Below are 16987 nucleotides of genomic sequence, written 5' to 3' on the forward strand. Positions count from 1 at the left end.
TTGGAAAATTAGAACTGCTTAATGTTTACTTCCGCAGCTCCTGAAGTTTTTAAAATCTGCTCGATGTCTGCCTCAGGAATGTCATTCTTGCTCAGATCAATGGCCATGGCAAACTTGTTATCAGTTGTCCGCAGATCGTACATTAATGGTTTGGTCGTTGGCCCAAGTCCATTTGAAATCAAAAACGTACCAACCATTCCCAGAGCGCTAAACAGAACTGTTAGCTCAAAAATAACTGGAACATAAATTACTGGCGAGTACGAATCTTTACCACCTACAATCATTGGCCAGTCAAAGCTTTCTGTGTAGGCAGTCAGTAATAAGGCTGTTGTCGTTCCTGTCAGTCCGAATAGAAAGGCTGCAATACCCAGCCGGGAACGTGGGTGCCCGAGAGCAACGTCTAATCCGTGAATAGGGAAAGGCGAATACACTTCCTGGATACGAACGCCCGCCTTCTTTACTTTTTTAACGGCTTCGAGCACTACGTCGTCATCATCGTAGATACCGACTAAGAATTTACCGTTTGCGTCTGACATGTTCAGTACTTATTCAGTTTTTAAGATGTAAGCCTGGAACCTTTCAGCCCCAGGCTTATTGGTTATTCTGCGTCCTTGTTGAAAGTTGGGTTCGTAACACGTTCCCCTTTTGCAACACCCGACACTGAAGCTGGCAGTTTTTCGGATGAAGATTTAATGACAGTCTTAACTTCAGCCATGTTTACAACTGGCAGAAACTTCGAGAAGGCCAGAAACAACGTAAAGAACAGACCGAATGAGAAAATGTAGTCACTGATGTCAAACAGCGTTGGGTGAAACATTGCCCAGCTCGATGGCAGATAATCACGGTGGAGTGATGATACGATGATTACAAAGCGTTCGAACCACATACCAATGTTTACGACCACAGAGAGCACGAACGTCCACACAATACTCCGGCGAATAGTACGCGACCAGAATAGCTGCGGTGAAATTACGTTACAGGTCATCATTGCCCAGTAGGCCCACCAGTAAGGACCGGTAGCCCGGTTGATGAATGTGTATGACTCGAATTCGTTACCTGAATACCAGGCAATGAAGAACTCTGTCAGGTAAGCTACCCCCACGATTGATCCAGTCAGGGTAATGACTTTGTTCATCGATTCGATGTGCTCAAGCGTAATGTAATCTTCCAGACGGAATACAACCCGGATGATCAACATCAGGTTTTGCACCATGGCAAAGCCGGAGAAGATAGCACCAGCAACGAAGTAAGGAGGGAAAATAGTGGTGTGCCAGCCAGGAATTACCGACGTAGCAAAGTCCATACTCACAATCGTGTGTACCGAAAGTACAAGTGGTGTCGATAAACCAGCCAGGATCAAGCTAATGTACTCATAGCGAGCCCAGGTTTTGGCTGAACCGTTCCAACCTAGTGAGAAGGCACCGTAGATATAACGTGAGACTTTGCTACGGGCACGGTCACGAATCGTCGCCAAATCAGGCAGCAAACCCATGTACCAGAACACAAGAGAAACGGTAAAATACGTGCTAATCGCAAATACGTCCCATACCAGTGGCGATTTGAAGTTCACCCATAACGAACCAAACGTATTTGGTAATGGAAGCGCCCAATAAGCCAGCCAAGGACGGCCCATGTGCATTAGAATGAACGTAGCTGCACAAATAACGGCGAAGATTGTCATAGCTTCAGCCGCCCGGTTTACAGCCGTCCGCCATTTCTGGCGGAATAGAAGGAGAATAGCAGAGATCAGCGTTCCGGCGTGACCAATACCTACCCACCATACGAAGTTGGTAATGTCCCAGGCCCAACCCACAGTTTTGTTAAGTCCCCAAACGCCTAGTCCTTCCCACCAGGTCCAGAAGACGCAGGCAGTACCATAAATAAGCACAACAACAGCAATAGAGAAAGCAATCGTCCACTCACGAGTGGGGCTTCCTTCCACCTGCTTACTAATATCCTCCGTCACGTCGGCGTAGGTCTTACCGCCGGTGACAAGGGGAGTTCTTACAGCTGATGTTACATGCGACATATTCTTACTTTAGTTTTATTCGATTCACGTTACACGATCAAAGCGATTACGATTTACAGAGCGTAACGCGTTTGTCACATTCTATTGATTTTATGCGTGTGATTCCTGACGAGTTTCCTGCTTCGGCATTTCGTCCTTATTGCGGACTTTTGTCAGGTACGAGATTTGTGGTCTCACGTTAATTTCTTCCAGTACGTGGAACGCACGACCTTCCATCTCTTCCTCAAGCATTTTAGAAATGGTGCTTTCAGGGTTATTCATATCACCAAATACAATCGCATTCGTTGGGCAGCCCTGCGAGCAGGCGGTCTGCACTTCGTCAGGCATTAACCGGCGCCGTTCTTTTTTCGCAGTCAGTTTACCTTCCTGGATACGTTGTACGCAGAATGAGCATTTCTCAATAACACCACGTGACCGAACAGTTACGTCTGGGTTGATCTGCATCTTACCCAGATCGTTATTGAAGTTATAGTCGAAATTTTCGTTGTCTGGATATTTAAACCAGTTGAAGCGACGCACTTTATACGGGCAGTTGTTTGCACAATAGCGAGTTCCTACGCAACGGTTATAGGTCATCTGGTTCAGACCTTCCGTGCTGTGAGTCGTTGCTAATACTGGACAAACCGTTTCGCAAGGTGCGTTACTGCAATGCTGACATAGCATTGGCTGGAACGTGACTTCTGGGTTAGCCGAAGCCACTTCCAGACCTTTTACGTCTTCCGCATCCGCATCGCTGCTATAGTAACGGTCAATACGTAACCAGTGCATTTCCCGACGGTTCAACACTTCCTGACGACCAACGACAGCGATGTTGTTTTCCGCCTGACAAGCGATAACGCAGGAACCACAACCGAAACAAGAGTTCAGGTCAATGACCATACCCCATGAATGGTTGGGTTTGCCATAACCGTTCCAAAGCGAAATCTCGTCAGCTTGTTTTTCTCCTTCCGAAGTGTGAACAACAGGCTCATAACGACCTGCCTTTGGGTTTTTCTTGTAATCAGCCAGCTTAGCTTCTTGCAATACAGCTCGACGTCCCATTACAGTATCGTGCGTTTGGGTCTGCGCAATCTCACGGGTACCGCTTGCTTTTTCAACTTTCGCACTAACTGATGCCAGACTCAGGTATCCGTTTACAAATGAAGCAAAAGGATACATGTTCTTGCCAACACCATTAGCCGCTTTGCCAGCTTTCTCACGTCCATAGCCAATGGCTACCGATACGGTATTATCAGCTTGGCCTGGTTGGATAAGAACGGGCAGTTCAGCCGACTTGTTACCAACCGTAACCGTAACCAAGTCGTTTTGTGCCAGCCCCATGTCATTGGCTGTTTTTTGCGAAATGGATGCGTAGTTATCCCAGCAGGCTTTCGACACTGGATCTGGCATCTCTTGAAGCCACGGATTATTAGCCATGAAGCCCGTGCCCATCACTGATTTCTCGTACAGCGACAGTTCCATACCGGTTGATGGCTTGTAACTTTGTGCAATAGCTGACGCGGCTGCTGCCGTGTTACCAGCGTACGTTACACCACCAGCAGCAGGTGCTGCGGCAGGCTCAAATACACCATCATGCAATGACTTAACCCAGAACTCATCGAAAGAGCCAAAACCAGTTGCTTTCGGATAGTAGTTTGAACGCCAGAAATTTTTCAGATATATCTGAAAATCACTTGGCTGTCCGGCCCACTTTAACAAACTCGATTGGAATTGACGAGTCTTGAAAATGTTGGTGATAGCAGGCTGCGCCAAGCTATAGAAGCCTTGTTTAGGCTCGGCATCATTCCAGCACTCTAGATAATGAGGGGCTGGAGCAATGTATTTTGCTAACGAAGCTGTTTCATCAGCGCGATCAGCAAACGAAACAGATAGTTTTGCTTTAGGAAGCGCTTCGGCTAGCTCGGCACCACGTGGGTGGTCATAAACTGGGTTCGACTCAAAGAAGAAAACTGCGCCTACCCGTCCAGCTTTTGCTTCATCGATGAACGCGTTCATCTGCGCATCATTACCCTGTGCATAGTTGACGGGTGCGTTCAGATTTATAATTGAATCGTAAGCACCTAATAGCGAGTTCAAGGCATTGACCAGTACTTGAACGTTAGGATCATTAGACCCTGACATTACCACCGCACGACCCCGCGAACGAGCTAAATCGTTTGCCGCCTTATCTAAATTATCAACCGCAATGCTTGGAGCGCTTACAGAAGTACCACCTAATTTGGCAGCAACTTTATTATACAGAGCTGCTACAACCAGTCCCTCTTGAGAAGGCTTGATTGCCGTTCTATAATCAGCATTAGCTCCTGTTAGCGACAGCCCCGTTTCAAACTGATAATGCCGTGACATATCAGTCTTGGTTTTACTAACCCGGCGGGTTGCTGCGTAATCAATTGCGTTTTCGTTCGAAGCAATTCCTGACCCTAAAAAGTCAGAGCAAATCCCTACGATCGTTTGTACCCGGCTTAGATTGTAGGATGGGATAACCGCTTTACCAAACGATAGTTGGTTAGCTTGTACAATTCCGGCAGCCGAGTTCGCATCATACATAATATGACGCGTGGTTGGGTATTTGGTCGTGAAAGCTGTGATAACCGCTTTTGTGGCAGGACTCAGAATTGTTGACGTAACAATCCGAATAGCACCACCTTGCGCGGCTACCGAGCTAAGTTGGCTTAAGATTTCCCGGTCAATCGTTGCCCAGTCAACATCGGTTTCACCCCGTTTTGGGCCTTTCAGTTTATCGTTATCATAAAGCGACAGAACTGAAGCCTGAACCCGGGCACCTGTACCACCTTTACTAACCTTCGACTGTGGATTGCCTTCGATTTTGATAGGCCGCCCTTCGCGGGTTTCTACTAGAATACTCGCATAATCTCCACCATAAGAATAGCTAGAAGCGTAGTAATCGGAAATAGAAGGGAATGTAAGTTCAGGTTTTTTAATATATGGAATTGCTTTATGAACAGGTGTTTCGCAGGCAGCCAATGATACAGCAGCCATACCGAAACCCATCACCTTCAGGAAGTCACGGCGTTGGGTATTACCACCACCAAGCAAACCACCATCCAAATCCGAACCCGAGGAAAGCTCCGGATCAGCAAACTCACTATTGGCATTTTTTACGAAAGTAGCGTCGTTACGTAGCTCTTCGACCCCTTTCCAATACCGTTTGGTTGTATTTTCCATGCGTATTTATTGCGGTAAGTGTTGGTTGGTCGATGTTAGTAGTGACACTTAGAACATTCCAAACCACCAATGTTGGCCACTTTAAGCGGTTCTTTGCTTTGCTTCTGGTGTAATGCAACCAGCTTATCGTAATAAGCATTGTCCTTTGCATTCACCTCCGTCTTGCGGTGGCAATCAATACACCAGCCCATTGTCAATGATGACCGCTGCTCAACAACTTCCATTTTTTCGATTTCACCGTGGCAAGTCTGGCATTGTACGTTACCAACGTTCACGTGCTGAGCGTGGTTGAAGTAAGCCAGATCAGGTAGATTGTGAACGCGAACCCATTCGATTGGGCGATTCTGCTCGATAGCAGCGTAGATCTTCTGAATCTCAGGCGACTCTTTTTTGATTACGCCGTGGCAGTTCATACAGATGTTAGCCGCTGGAATGGTAGCACTTTTTCCTTTGTTAACACCGGTGTGGCAGTAATTACAATCAATTTTGTACTGACCAGCGTGCAGCTTGTGTGAGTAAGCGATCGGCTGCTTAGGGGCGTAGCCTTGTTGAATACCGATGCTGTAAGCTCCATCTATAGTTTCTTTTGCTGCCACCAAAAGGAACAACCAAATCACAATCGAACGAAGCGTTGAGTTATGAAAAGCGTTCGACATGCCCATGCGAAGACGCTGATTCAGCGACGTAGCAGGAACAGCTTCACCCTCGGCTGTAGGCGCTACAGCTTTTGACAGAATAGTTACGATCGCCAGCAGGACTGCCAGCACGAGCACCATTACAATCAATAAGGCGACTAGAACAACAGTGAACAGTTCCGATGGGCCAGAGGCTGCTGTAGTAGCACCGCCACTACCGGCATTTCCAGCAGCAGTTTGCTGTGCATCTCCTCCGCCACCTGCTGCTGCAGCTGGGGCACTTGCCTGATCGATGTAAGCCAGGATACCATCGATATCTTCGTTCGACAAGCTAGGGAAACTTGTCATCTGAATTTGCCCGTACTTGTTAAATACCTGGTTGGCATAGGCATCACCACTCGCAATAACTGCCGACGAGTTTTTGATCCATTTGTACAACCACTCTTTTCCTGGCGTCCGTTGCTGAACGTTTTTCAGGCCAGGACCCACGATTACTTCATCTCCTACTGAGTGGCACTGAGCGCAGTTGTTATCAAACAGTGTTTTTCCTTTCCCAGCGTCACCACCACCTCCAGCAGGGGCGGCAGCTGCTCCACCACCTTGGGCAGGTGCAGCAGCAGCTCCATCGGCTGGCGCAGCAGCGTCCTGAGCTTGTAACTGATGCCCACCGAATAACATGGTTAACGATAAAGCAACAACTCCGTAAAGCTTGGATAAGCGACTCATTCTATGAACTATATTTATTGAGTTGTTCAACATGACCACAACTGACTTTTCATTGGTCCACAAAAGTAGCACACGAATGCTGTATAGGCAAAAGGTGCTATTCAGATATTTTGAATCTGAATTTTTATTTATATCGTTTCTAATTAAGCGCTGAATAAAAGTGCTTAAATGGCTTAAAAACGCCGAATAAATTAAAGAAGGCAAAAAAAATGCTCCTAGACCAGCCCTGATTTATGACTGATTTAGGAGCAGACTTTCGCAGAAACATCTGTTCTGATTTTGTGAGGTTCCGAGCGGATTCGAACCGCTGTACGAGGTTTTGCAGACCTCTGCCTAGCCACTCGGCCACGGAACCAATTACCTCTTACATGACAGATCATGCATTCGGGAGTGCAAACATACTATTTTCTTCTTGAGAAACTACCAACTCAGTCTAATTTTTCTCGCGTTTCTGTTACCTGCTATAAACAAAAACTCCCCCAACATCTTACGACATTGGAGGAGTCTATGGCAATTAAAGTAACCGGATTAGTTACGGCCTTCCATCTGTTCTTTCAGGGCAGCCAGTGCATCCAGATCACCTAACGTTGCACCACGATCCGACTGGTTCGAAGTCGAAGTCGTTTTAGCTGGAGCAGCTTTGGGCTGTTTCGGCTCTTTAACGGGCTCGTTCTTCTCCTGCCACGTTTTCGTGTGCGACAGCATGATGCGTTTTTCTTCTTTCGAGAACTCCGTCACTTTGAAGTCCAGCGTTTCGCCAACTTCAGCGAACGTACCGTCTTCTTTCGAGAGGTTTTTCAGCGATGAGAAACCTTCGATACCGTAAGGTAGCTCAAGGGTAGCCATCTTGTCATTTTTGCTGATGATGGTGCAACGGTGAATTGTACCAACGGCAAATACAGACTCAAACGTATCCCATGGGTTCTCTTCGAGTTGTTTGTGACCTAGAGCCAGACGACGGTTTTCGATATCCAGTTCCAGAACAACTACGTCAAGGTTTTCACCAACTTTGATGAAATCCGATGGGTGTTTGATTTTCTTGGTCCAGGACAGATCCGATACGTGTACCAGACCATCGATACCTTCTTCCAGTTCCAAGAACAGACCGAAGTTCGTCAGGTTACGAACGACACCCGTGTGCTTCGTACCAACGGCGTATTTCGTACGCAGTTCCGGACGAGTCCATGGATCTTCAGTCAATTGTTTGATGCCCAGCGACATTTTCCGTTCGTTGCGGTCCAGTGTCAGCACTACTGCTTCAACTTCGTCACCAACCTTCAGGAACTCCTGTGGGTTACGCAGGTGCTGTGACCACGACATTTCTGAAACGTGGATCAGCCCTTCAACACCTGGCATTATTTCCAAGAAGGCGCCGTAATCGGCAACATTGACGATTTTGCCTTTTACTTTCGAACCAACCTGAACTTCTTCTGGCAGTGCATCCCATGGGTGCGCCTGCAGTTGCTTCATACCCAGTGAAATCCGCTTCTTGTCTTCATCGAAGTCAAGAACAACCACGTTAACTTTCTGGTCGAGGTGCAGAACTTCAGATGGGTGGCTGATACGACCCCACGAAATATCCGTGATGTGCAGCAGACCATCAACACCACCAAGATCGATGAACACACCGAAGTTGGTCATGTTTTTGATAACGCCTTCCAGGACCTGACCTTTTTCGAGGTTGTTCAGGATCTGAGCGCGTTGTGCTTCGAGGTCTTTTTCGATCAGGACTTTGTGCGAAACGACTACGTTGTCGTTAGCATAGTTGATCTTAACGACCTTAACTTCCATTTTCTTACCAACGAATACGTCGAAGTCGCGGATTGGCTTAACGTCAATCTGCGAACCTGGTAAGAACGCTTCGATACCAAAAATATCAACGATCAGACCACCTTTCGTCCGGCGTTTTACGAAACCATCGATAACGAGGTCCTCGTCCAGCGCTTTCTGAATTTTCTGCCAAGCCGTGATCACTTTCGCTTTCTTACGCGACAGCACCAGCTGACCATTGGGGTCTTCCTGATTTTCTACGTAAACTTCAACTTCATCGCCCATTTTCAATTCCGGCATATCGCGGAATTCTGAAGCAGGAACAAGTCCGTCCGATTTGAAACCAATGTTGAGCAGCACCTCACGGTCTGTAATGCCCACTACGGTTCCCATCACAACTTCTTTCTCTTTTACTTCCGACAGGGTATTGTCGTACATCTCCAGCATCCGGTCACGCTCGGTGTCCGAATAGCCGCTCCCAAAACCTTTGTTGTCTGCCCGGTCCCAATCAAATGCCGGTAGTTCGCGCTGTTGCGTTTTGCTCATAAAAAATGGTTTCCTGACCCACTCAGTACATCAGTCCGTGGGTCAATGGCGGACTGACTTTTGGTTGAAAAATTTTTGCGTTCGCAAAAGGATTGCAAAGATAGCAAATGTGCTATCAAAAAAGTTTCTCCGTTCTCAAAACTCTTTGAAATAGAAGGAAAAAGAAGGCCGTAGAGAAGAAAGAACGTAAATGGCTCTCGTCTTCTCTACGGCCTTCGCCTTGTAGTTTTATCTGTTTATCGAAAAGCTTTCTCTTTTTTACTTAAAAACGGCATCCAGCTTTGTTCCAGAGAGCCCGAAAACTCTCGCAGGAAAACCAGAAACGTTGGTTTGAATGGTTTTTGCCGAAGTTTCATATTTGCTTCTTCTGGCGTATAATCCCCTTTGCGGGAATTGCAGCGTTTACAGGCAGTGGAAAGATTGTCCCAGCTGGTTTTTCCTCCCCGGGATTTAGGCATTACGTGATCAAGGGTTAATTCGTCGGCAGTACCGCAGTACTGACATCTATGCCCGTCGCGTTTAAATATATTCTGGCGGGTAAGCATCACGCCTTTATAAGGTAGGCTTACGTAGCGGTGGAGACGAATGACGGAAGGCATCGGAAACTCGGCCGACACAGTTCGAAGCATGAACTGATCTGATTCGGCAACGAGTTCTGCTTTGTCTAAAAAAACCAGCAAGAATGCTTTTGGAACGGAGCAGATGCTGAGTGCACTGTAATCTTGATTTAAGACTAATACTTTCCTGCCCATATAGCGTTTAAATGCCTCTGTACGGTAGCAAGTTACAGAGTTATCCACATACCAGCAAGGATTGTGGAAAATTTAGTAGCGCTCCCGTTGCAGGTCGCGTGTGACGTCCCGCTCTTTGATACTGTCGCGCTTATCGTACAATTTTTTCCCTTTCGCCAAGGCAATTTCAACCTTAGCAAAACCACGCTCATTTGTAAACATTCGGATAGGTACGATAGTCAACCCCTGGTCTTTTAGCTTTTCGTTCAGCTTTTTGATTTCGCGCTTCGTTAGCAGCAGTTTTCGATCACGTAAGGGTTCGTGATTGTAATGTGTTCCTTCATTGTATAGCGATATATTCATCTGCCGAATGAACAGTTCATCATTCAATATCAGACAGTATGCATCCTGTAAATTAACTTTCCCCTGACGCGCCGATTTTATCTCCGTTCCGGTCAGCACGATACCTGCTGTGTATTTCTCCAGAAACGAATACTCGAACGAAGCGCGTCGGTTCCGGATATCAACTTGTTTAACAATCGTAGCAGAAGCCATAGTAATTTATCAAAGGCCACAAACGTAGCCAAGTAAGAGCACAAACGCCGGAAGATCGGCAGAGGTTTTACTAGCCTCAAAAAAACAACGCTTTTCCAGACTGGCTAAAAAAGTTATTCCCCAAACAACACGTAGCGAGCTGCCTAGGGAATAACTACTGAAAAGTATCTTTCTTATTTCTTCTTATTAGCCTGTTTGGCTTGATATTCCTTATTCAAACCCGCCAGGATTGGACTTGTCCGATCAGCAGCCGGATCAGCAAAGAGGATACCTCCTCCTTTTGTATACCCCAGAACAAACTCGTACTTGTTCTGCGCGTTGATCTTTTTTAGGTAGTCGTAAATCTGGTCGTACAACTCCTTGTTTTTGTTCTGCTCTTCCACGGCAAGGTTCTGAGCAGCGCGCTCGCGGTACGCCAGAATTTCCTGCTGTTCCTTCTGTAATGATGCTTCGGTAGCGCGACCTTGTTCCTGGGTCATGGTAGCAGCCCGCTGCTGGAAAAAGGCAACTTTATTCTCCAGATTACGTCCTTTAGTAGCCAAATCGTTTTCTAATTGAAAACGCTTGCTTTCCAGCACTTTCTGGGTGTCTTTGAAGTAGTCGTATTTAGTCAGTAAGGAGTCAACATTCACGTAAACAATCGCCCGACCTTTTGCTTCAACGGGTGCTGCGATGGGAGTTTCTTCCGAGGTTGGATGAGCTTTAAAATGCAGATAGTACAGTACGGCTACGGCGATGGTCAGAATTACATTCAGAACTAAAGAGGCATTCTTCACGGGAAACAGATTAATTGGTTATGATCTATTTGACAAAGGTAACCGAATTAATTCTTATGACTGGTGTGCTGATGCCTGATTTCCTGAAGCTTGCCAAACCAGATATCCGGACATTCCTGCCATTCCTCCCACCAAACCTCCGAAAAACGCCGTTACAACTACCGGTAGAACCGCCCCGTTCGTTTTAAACAGCAGCAGCCCCATACGACTCGTGAAAATGCCATCAGTACTAACGTGAATGAACAATACATAAACAAGCCATGTGAGAGCGACGCCCGCAAATCCGTGTATGAACGCCCGGCCAGCGCCACTACTGCGCCAAAAGCAAACACCGAAAGCCACGATAGCCAGACTCCACCAGGGCAGAAAAAGTTGAGCCAGCAAGCTTAGGATAGCAATCGCAATTATCTGGATCATCGAATTACGTGGTTAGTTTAGGGTCATTGTCCGAACAAGACGTGCGTGTTTATCCTGAGCAGACTGTAAATAAAGTAACTCGTTGAGCTGCCCGGTACGCCAGGTTTCAATCATGTTCTGATAGTAGGGGCTACCTGGATTACCTGACTGTCCACCAGGGTAAATACCGTATGCTTTAGGCTGCGATCCGACGGCAACGATCATACGCCAGGAAGGCCCCCAACGCTCTGACGTAGCGTTTACGATACCACTCCCGCCCCCTATTTCCAGGTTGAGAACGCTGAATGCATCCAGTCCTGGAATCAGGTGTCGAATACCCGTCGCTTTGTAAGACCCCCACGCCCACTTAGGCCCGACTGCTCCCTTGTTTTTTGTTAACGTATCACTGGCCGCTTTAAAACTTTGGGTGACCACATCGGCCAGTTGTTCTTTCACGGGTGTTTTGGTATTATCGAACCAGCGAGCGTCGGGAGTTTTCTTGACAAGCTCTAGCGTTCTGTCGAAGGTGGGATACCGCATCAATTGGGGGGCCTTGTCTTCGAAGTCGTCTTTCCAGATCATACTCATGAACTCATTCATCCAGTTCTGAAAAATGGTCGGTCCCACCTCGGCTACGTCATTGTTATACTGCCAGACTTTTATTCTTTTCAGTACGTTCCGCTGGGCTTCAGTTAACGCTTTTTCATCTACCAAAGGCAACAGGACTGGCAATGCATCGGCCGCCCGGAGATTATAGTTATCGTTTTGTAACGATCGCATGCTATCAATCGTTGCCTGCTTCATCCCAGTTAATCGCTGGTTGATACGTCGGCCTCGTTCAGAAGGCGCAAATTCCCAGTTGATATAATACGGGTAGCTCGGATCAGTAGACGACTGGTTGGCCGAACTGACAAACCCACGCTCGGGATTGCTTACGAACGGATTTTGATTAGCCGGTATGTACCCCTGCCAGTCATTGGCTGGCTTAGTCCCGTCGAGTAGAAACTTACCTTGATCTTTCCATTTCAGGGGAAAACGACCATTAGGAGAAATAGCAATATCGTTCTGGTTGCTGGCAAAAATGAAGTTCTGCGCCGGGGCTACGTAATGCGATAAAGCCTCCCGGTAGTCAGCCATGTTCTGAGCTCGATTAAGCCGATAGAAGCAGGCCGTTTCGTCCGATGGCTCATGCGCAATCCAGCGGGCCGCGTAACCCACCGGAATGTTTTTCCGAAACGATTCCATACCCATTGTATAAACGACGGGACCATGGTGAGTATAGTAAACGGTATCGATGATGGCCGGCTTACCTTTTACGCTGATCGTTTCGATGCGAGTGCTCACGGGCTTCCACTGGTTGTTGTGCCGGTACGTTTTTCGTGACTTGTCCTGAAACTGAATGCTGTAAAAATCCAGCACGTCGGCCCCAACATTCGTAACTCCCCAGGCCACGTTCTTATTGAATCCAATAATTACGTGGGGAGCGCCAGGCAACGTAGCTCCATACACGTTAACTGTTGGAGACACTAATTGCATCTGATACCAGATCGATGGTAAACTCAGCCCCAGATGAGGATCGTTCGACAAAATTGGATGGCCTGTCGCAGATTTTTGCGCGCCAACGGCCCAGTTATTCGAACCAATCTCCGGATGAGGGCGATTTACACCCATTGTCGGCACGGCCATCGCCATTGCCTCGCTGATACCCTTGTTAGCGGGTGCAACCGGTACCGGCACAGGCGTAAAATCCAGTTTTGTCCCAACAGGAATAATGGGTGATTCCTGAGCCGGATAGTCCGGAAACAGATCTGCGGTAGTGGCTGCACCATACTTCTGGAAGATGTTGGTCATCAGTAAATCGTCGGCTCCGCTGGCCAGCGTGCTGGTGAGCTGTTTGAGCAACAAGGCGCATTTAAGGGGCGTCCAGGCTTCTGGCGCATAACCCAGCAGTTTGTATTCAATTGGATAATCGGCGGGTTTCAACTGGTTGATCCAGGCATTTACCCCTGCGGTGTATGCATCCAATACCTGGCGAGACGTAGGATCAGCCTGCATCTTTTTCAGGGTTTGCTCAGCCCCGTATCCCATCCCTAGTCGACGATTGAACCGGTCCAGCTCAACTGCCCGTTCGCCAACGACTTCGGCAATCCGCCCGGCAGCTGCGTGTGTTTGAAATTCCATTTGCCAAAGCCGGTCCCGGGCGGTCAGATAGCCCTGAGCGAAGTATAGATCGTATTCATTCTGGGCGAAAACATGCGGAATAGCCAGATCATCGAAGACAACTGTAACCGGCGCTTTGGTGCCGCCTAACGTAACACGTTCGTCTTGCCGGGAGATCGTCTCCGCATTTTGCCAGAAGCCCGTAAACGGGCTCAGCAACGGACCAAAGGCGGGAATAGAACCCCACGGGCGGTTAGCGGCCCAGATCAGTAACAGGGTAATTATCAGTGATAGAGTAGCCTTTACGTAGTTCACAGGAACGACAGAAACGTGGTCCTGCAAATTGCACGTTACAGGCTCAGAAACAAAACTTTTGTCATAAACAGTCGCACGAAGCAGTATAGAACAAGGGCTTGCTTCTTCACACAACGGTAATTTGGCCGTTGGGGCGTGTGTGACTTACCTTCGGCTATAGATCCGATCTGTTATGTTGCTACTTCGTTCGGCCGTTTGTTGGTTATCGCTGGCTATGTTTACGCTCCCTATTGTTCCGTCCTTTGATACACAGGGCCATCGGGGCTGTCGGGGACTGATGCCCGAAAATACTATTCCTGCCTTTATACGCGCGCTGGACGAGGGCGTAACAACGCTGGAAATGGACGTAGTGATTTCGAAAGACAAACAAGTCGTCGTCTCACACGATCCGTACATGAACGCTGACTTCTGTACTGATCCCGCAGGCAAACCTGTCGACAAGAAAGCACAGAAAGAGTTGATTCTTTACCGAATGGATTACGCTGACATCAAACGTTATGATGTGGGCGGGCGGGGCAACAGCGCCTTTCCAGAACAGCAAAAGATTATTACGTATAAACCCCTCTTGAGCGAAGTCATTACAGCTGTCGAAGACTACCGTAAAAACAAAAAGCTGCCGCCGGTGTCGTACAATATTGAGCTGAAAAGCGAGCCTTCGGAATACAGTAGAAGTCAACCCACACCTGAGCCGTTTTGTAATCTGGTACAACAGGTAATCCGGGAGCGTCTACCTGCTGAGCGCGTTACTATACAAAGCTTCGATTTTGCGATCCTGGCACATTGGAAAAAGCAGATAGACAATGGTCAGTACCCGGCTGTCCAACTGTCGGCGCTGGTATCTAATGTGCGGGGGCCAGAGAAGAATCTGGCAGAACTTGGTTTTACGCCCAATATCTATAGTCCGTACCATAAATTACTGACGAAAAAACAGATTACGCGTTTACACGAGCAACATATTCGGGTTATCCCCTGGACGGTCAATCAGCGTGATGATATGGAACGCTTGAAGCGTTGGGGCGTGGATGGTCTAATTACAGACTACCCGGACCGGGCGAGGGATTTATAAACCAAGCCTTACCTTTACCCGTTTTTACATTAAATCGGTTCTATGTCGGTTTATCTATAAATTGCCAGTATGACTTTCCTCAACACCACGCTGAAGTGGCTCCTAGAACGGCGTTTGCCGCGTATTGAGCGCATGACGACCCAACCCGGCGCGGTGCAGCAGCAGGTTTTTTCGCGACTTATTCGAGCTGGCAGAAACACCATATGGGGCCAGCAGTACGGCTATAAGTCGATCAAAACCGTTCAGGAATTTCAACAGCGTGTCCCTGTTTCTGGCTACGAGGAGCTATTTCCGTACATTGAGCGGGTCATGAAAGGCGAGAATAAAGTACTCTGGCCATCACCCGTTCGCTGGTTTTCCAAGTCATCGGGCACAACCAACGCACGCAGTAAATTCATTCCCGTAACAACCGAATCGCTGGACGAAAGTCATTTTAAAGGCGGTAAGGATATGATGGCGATGTACATTGCCAACAATCCGGAAAGCCGAACTTTTGAAGGAAAAGGGCTCTCGATTGGTGGTAGTCTGCACGGCAATCCATACAGCGCCAATAGTGCAGCTGGCGACGTATCAGCCGTTGTGATGAAAAATCTACCCAGCTGGGCGCAGTACATCCGAACCCCTTCGATTGAGGTTGCGCTCATGGATGAGTGGGAGGCAAAGCTTGATCGCATGGCCGATGTTACAATGCACGAGAACGTAACGAGCATGCTGGGCACCCCCACCTGGGGCCTGGTTTTAATCGATAAAATTCTGGCAAAGACGGGCCGGTCAAACATTCTGGAGGTATGGCCCAATTTTGAACTGATGGTCCACGGCGCGGTCAACTTCCAGCCGTATCGTAATCTGTTTCAACAACAGGTGTTTCCATCAAAACAGGTTCATTATCAAGAGGTGTATAATGCTTCGGAGGGATTCTTTGCCATTCAGGATGACTTGAGCCGCATTGGAGAAATGCTGTTGATGTTGGATTACGGCATTTTTTATGAGTTTGTTCCGCTTCATGAAGCCGATCAGCCGTTCCCCAAAGCCTTGACAATTGACGAAGTAGAACTCGATAAGAATTACGCGCTCGTTGTCTCAACCAATGGTGGCCTCTGGCGATATAAAATCGGCGATACAGTTCGTTTTACTTCCTTGTATCCCCACCGGCTTAAAGTCAGCGGTCGAACCAAGCATTTCATTAATGCTTTCGGTGAAGAACTGATCGTTGAAAATGCGGAACAGGCGATTACCCGGGCTTGTGAACAAACTGGCGCTCGTATTTCAGATTATACCGCCGGGCCGGTTTACATGGGTAATGGCGCGAATGGCTGCCATGAGTGGGTGATCGAATTTGCGCAGGAGCCTTATAGTCAACAAAAATTCGATAAAGTTCTGGACGAAACGTTACGTCAGATCAATTCGGATTATGACGCCAAGCGCTACCGGGACATGGTACTCAAGCAACCGCTCATCCATATAGTACCCAGGGGTACATTTTACGCCTGGATGAAACAGCGTGGTAAATTGGGTGGTCAGCACAAAGTGCCCCGGTTAGCTAACACAAGGGAGTACTTAGACGATATTCTGGGCAGCTCGCTGTTAACTCGCTAGCCGCGAATCAATTTCTTTTCTCGCAGTAAAGCCAGCGTCATTACGTCCTTTTCGGGATGGATTACTACTTGTCTGATCACTTCACAGACAAACAGTTCGTGATCGCCCGCGTCAACGCTGTGCACCACCTGACACTGCGTATACCCGATTGCCTCGGTTAGATACGGGCAGCCACGATTATCAAGTTGATAGGGCAAATTCTTAAACTTGTCTCGTTCCCGCCCGGACTGTTGTCCCAGTTTTCGAATCAATCTTGTCTGATCGGTGGCTAGTAGATTTACGTTCAAGACTTTACTATCACGAACCAGCTCAATGGTGTAGTCTGTTTTGTACAACGCTACGGCTAATACCTTTCCACCCATGTCCGTCTGCGTCAGCCAGGTTACAATGTTCGCGTTGTAGCGAGCTGGGTCACCTGCCATAGTTGTGACGCTATGAACGTCATAGTTTTTGTACTTCAAAAGTCGTTTTCCCATTTCAACTGCTCTTTCTGTTCCCCG

At 47.7% G+C, this 16987-nt stretch carries 13 protein-coding genes and 1 tRNA gene; 2 read left to right on the forward strand and 12 right to left on the reverse strand.

Going from position 1 to position 16987, the window contains the following annotated elements:
* Positions 1 to 8 precede the first annotated feature (8 nt).
* The 11 genes from ACYVAD_RS24070 to ACYVAD_RS24120 all read right to left on the reverse strand — a co-directional run bounded on the left by ACYVAD_RS24070 (position 9) and on the right by ACYVAD_RS24120 (position 13825).
* A complete protein-coding gene (locus ACYVAD_RS24070) occupies positions 9 to 536 on the reverse strand; it encodes a DUF3341 domain-containing protein (protein ID WP_461142105.1) in 528 nt (175 codons plus the stop codon).
* Between the two features lie 62 nt (positions 537 to 598).
* On the reverse strand, positions 599 to 2029 hold the full coding sequence (gene nrfD, locus ACYVAD_RS24075; RefSeq protein WP_461142106.1) for an NrfD/PsrC family molybdoenzyme membrane anchor subunit: 1431 nt from the start codon (positions 2027 to 2029) through the stop codon (positions 599 to 601).
* Between the two features lie 90 nt (positions 2030 to 2119).
* The gene (locus ACYVAD_RS24080; RefSeq protein WP_461142107.1) at positions 2120 to 5215 is read right to left on the reverse strand and encodes a TAT-variant-translocated molybdopterin oxidoreductase; all 3096 of its coding nucleotides are present in this window, start codon (positions 5213 to 5215) and stop codon (positions 2120 to 2122) included.
* A gap of 35 nt (positions 5216 to 5250) precedes the next feature.
* Positions 5251 to 6609, reverse strand: a complete 1359-nt coding sequence (locus ACYVAD_RS24085; RefSeq protein ID WP_461142331.1) for a c-type cytochrome — start codon at positions 6607 to 6609, stop codon at positions 5251 to 5253.
* Between the two features lie 251 nt (positions 6610 to 6860).
* Positions 6861 to 6931, reverse strand: a tRNA-Cys gene (locus ACYVAD_RS24090).
* Positions 6932 to 7104: 173 nt separating this feature from the next.
* Positions 7105 to 8892 (reverse strand): 30S ribosomal protein S1, encoded by a 1788-nt coding sequence (gene rpsA / locus ACYVAD_RS24095; RefSeq protein ID WP_461142108.1) that lies wholly within the window; start codon positions 8890 to 8892, stop codon positions 7105 to 7107.
* A gap of 236 nt (positions 8893 to 9128) precedes the next feature.
* Positions 9129 to 9644 carry an HNH endonuclease gene (locus tag ACYVAD_RS24100; RefSeq protein ID WP_461142332.1) on the reverse strand — a complete coding sequence of 172 codons (516 nt, stop codon included), beginning with the start codon at positions 9642 to 9644 and terminating at the stop codon, positions 9129 to 9131.
* A 72-nt stretch (positions 9645 to 9716) separates the two neighbouring features.
* The gene (smpB, locus tag ACYVAD_RS24105) at positions 9717 to 10178 is read right to left on the reverse strand and encodes an SsrA-binding protein SmpB (protein WP_461142109.1); all 462 of its coding nucleotides are present in this window, start codon (positions 10176 to 10178) and stop codon (positions 9717 to 9719) included.
* A gap of 173 nt (positions 10179 to 10351) precedes the next feature.
* Entirely contained in the window at positions 10352 to 10954 is a 603-nt protein-coding gene (locus ACYVAD_RS24110) for an OmpH/Skp family outer membrane protein (protein ID WP_461142110.1), read from the reverse strand.
* 54 nt (positions 10955 to 11008) lie between these two features.
* Positions 11009 to 11371, reverse strand: a complete 363-nt coding sequence (locus tag ACYVAD_RS24115; RefSeq protein WP_461142111.1) for a hypothetical protein — start codon at positions 11369 to 11371, stop codon at positions 11009 to 11011.
* Positions 11372 to 11383: 12 nt separating this feature from the next.
* Positions 11384 to 13825, reverse strand: a complete 2442-nt coding sequence (locus ACYVAD_RS24120) for a penicillin acylase family protein (RefSeq protein WP_461142112.1) — start codon at positions 13823 to 13825, stop codon at positions 11384 to 11386.
* 214 nt (positions 13826 to 14039) lie between these two features.
* Between ACYVAD_RS24120 and ACYVAD_RS24125 the strand changes: the two genes are divergently transcribed.
* A complete protein-coding gene (locus tag ACYVAD_RS24125; protein ID WP_461142333.1) occupies positions 14040 to 14891 on the forward strand; it encodes a glycerophosphodiester phosphodiesterase family protein in 852 nt (283 codons plus the stop codon).
* Positions 14892 to 14960: 69 nt separating this feature from the next.
* The gene (locus ACYVAD_RS24130; RefSeq protein WP_461142113.1) at positions 14961 to 16487 is read left to right on the forward strand and encodes a GH3 auxin-responsive promoter family protein; all 1527 of its coding nucleotides are present in this window, start codon (positions 14961 to 14963) and stop codon (positions 16485 to 16487) included.
* Here ACYVAD_RS24130 and ACYVAD_RS24135 read toward each other — a convergent pair.
* Entirely contained in the window at positions 16484 to 16963 is a 480-nt protein-coding gene (locus ACYVAD_RS24135) for a flavin reductase family protein (protein WP_461142114.1), read from the reverse strand. The two genes, ACYVAD_RS24130 and ACYVAD_RS24135, sit on opposite strands and share 4 nt — an antisense overlap.
* Between the last annotated feature and the right edge of the window lie 24 nt (positions 16964 to 16987).

The sequence above is a fragment of the Spirosoma pomorum genome (assembly GCF_054776615.1).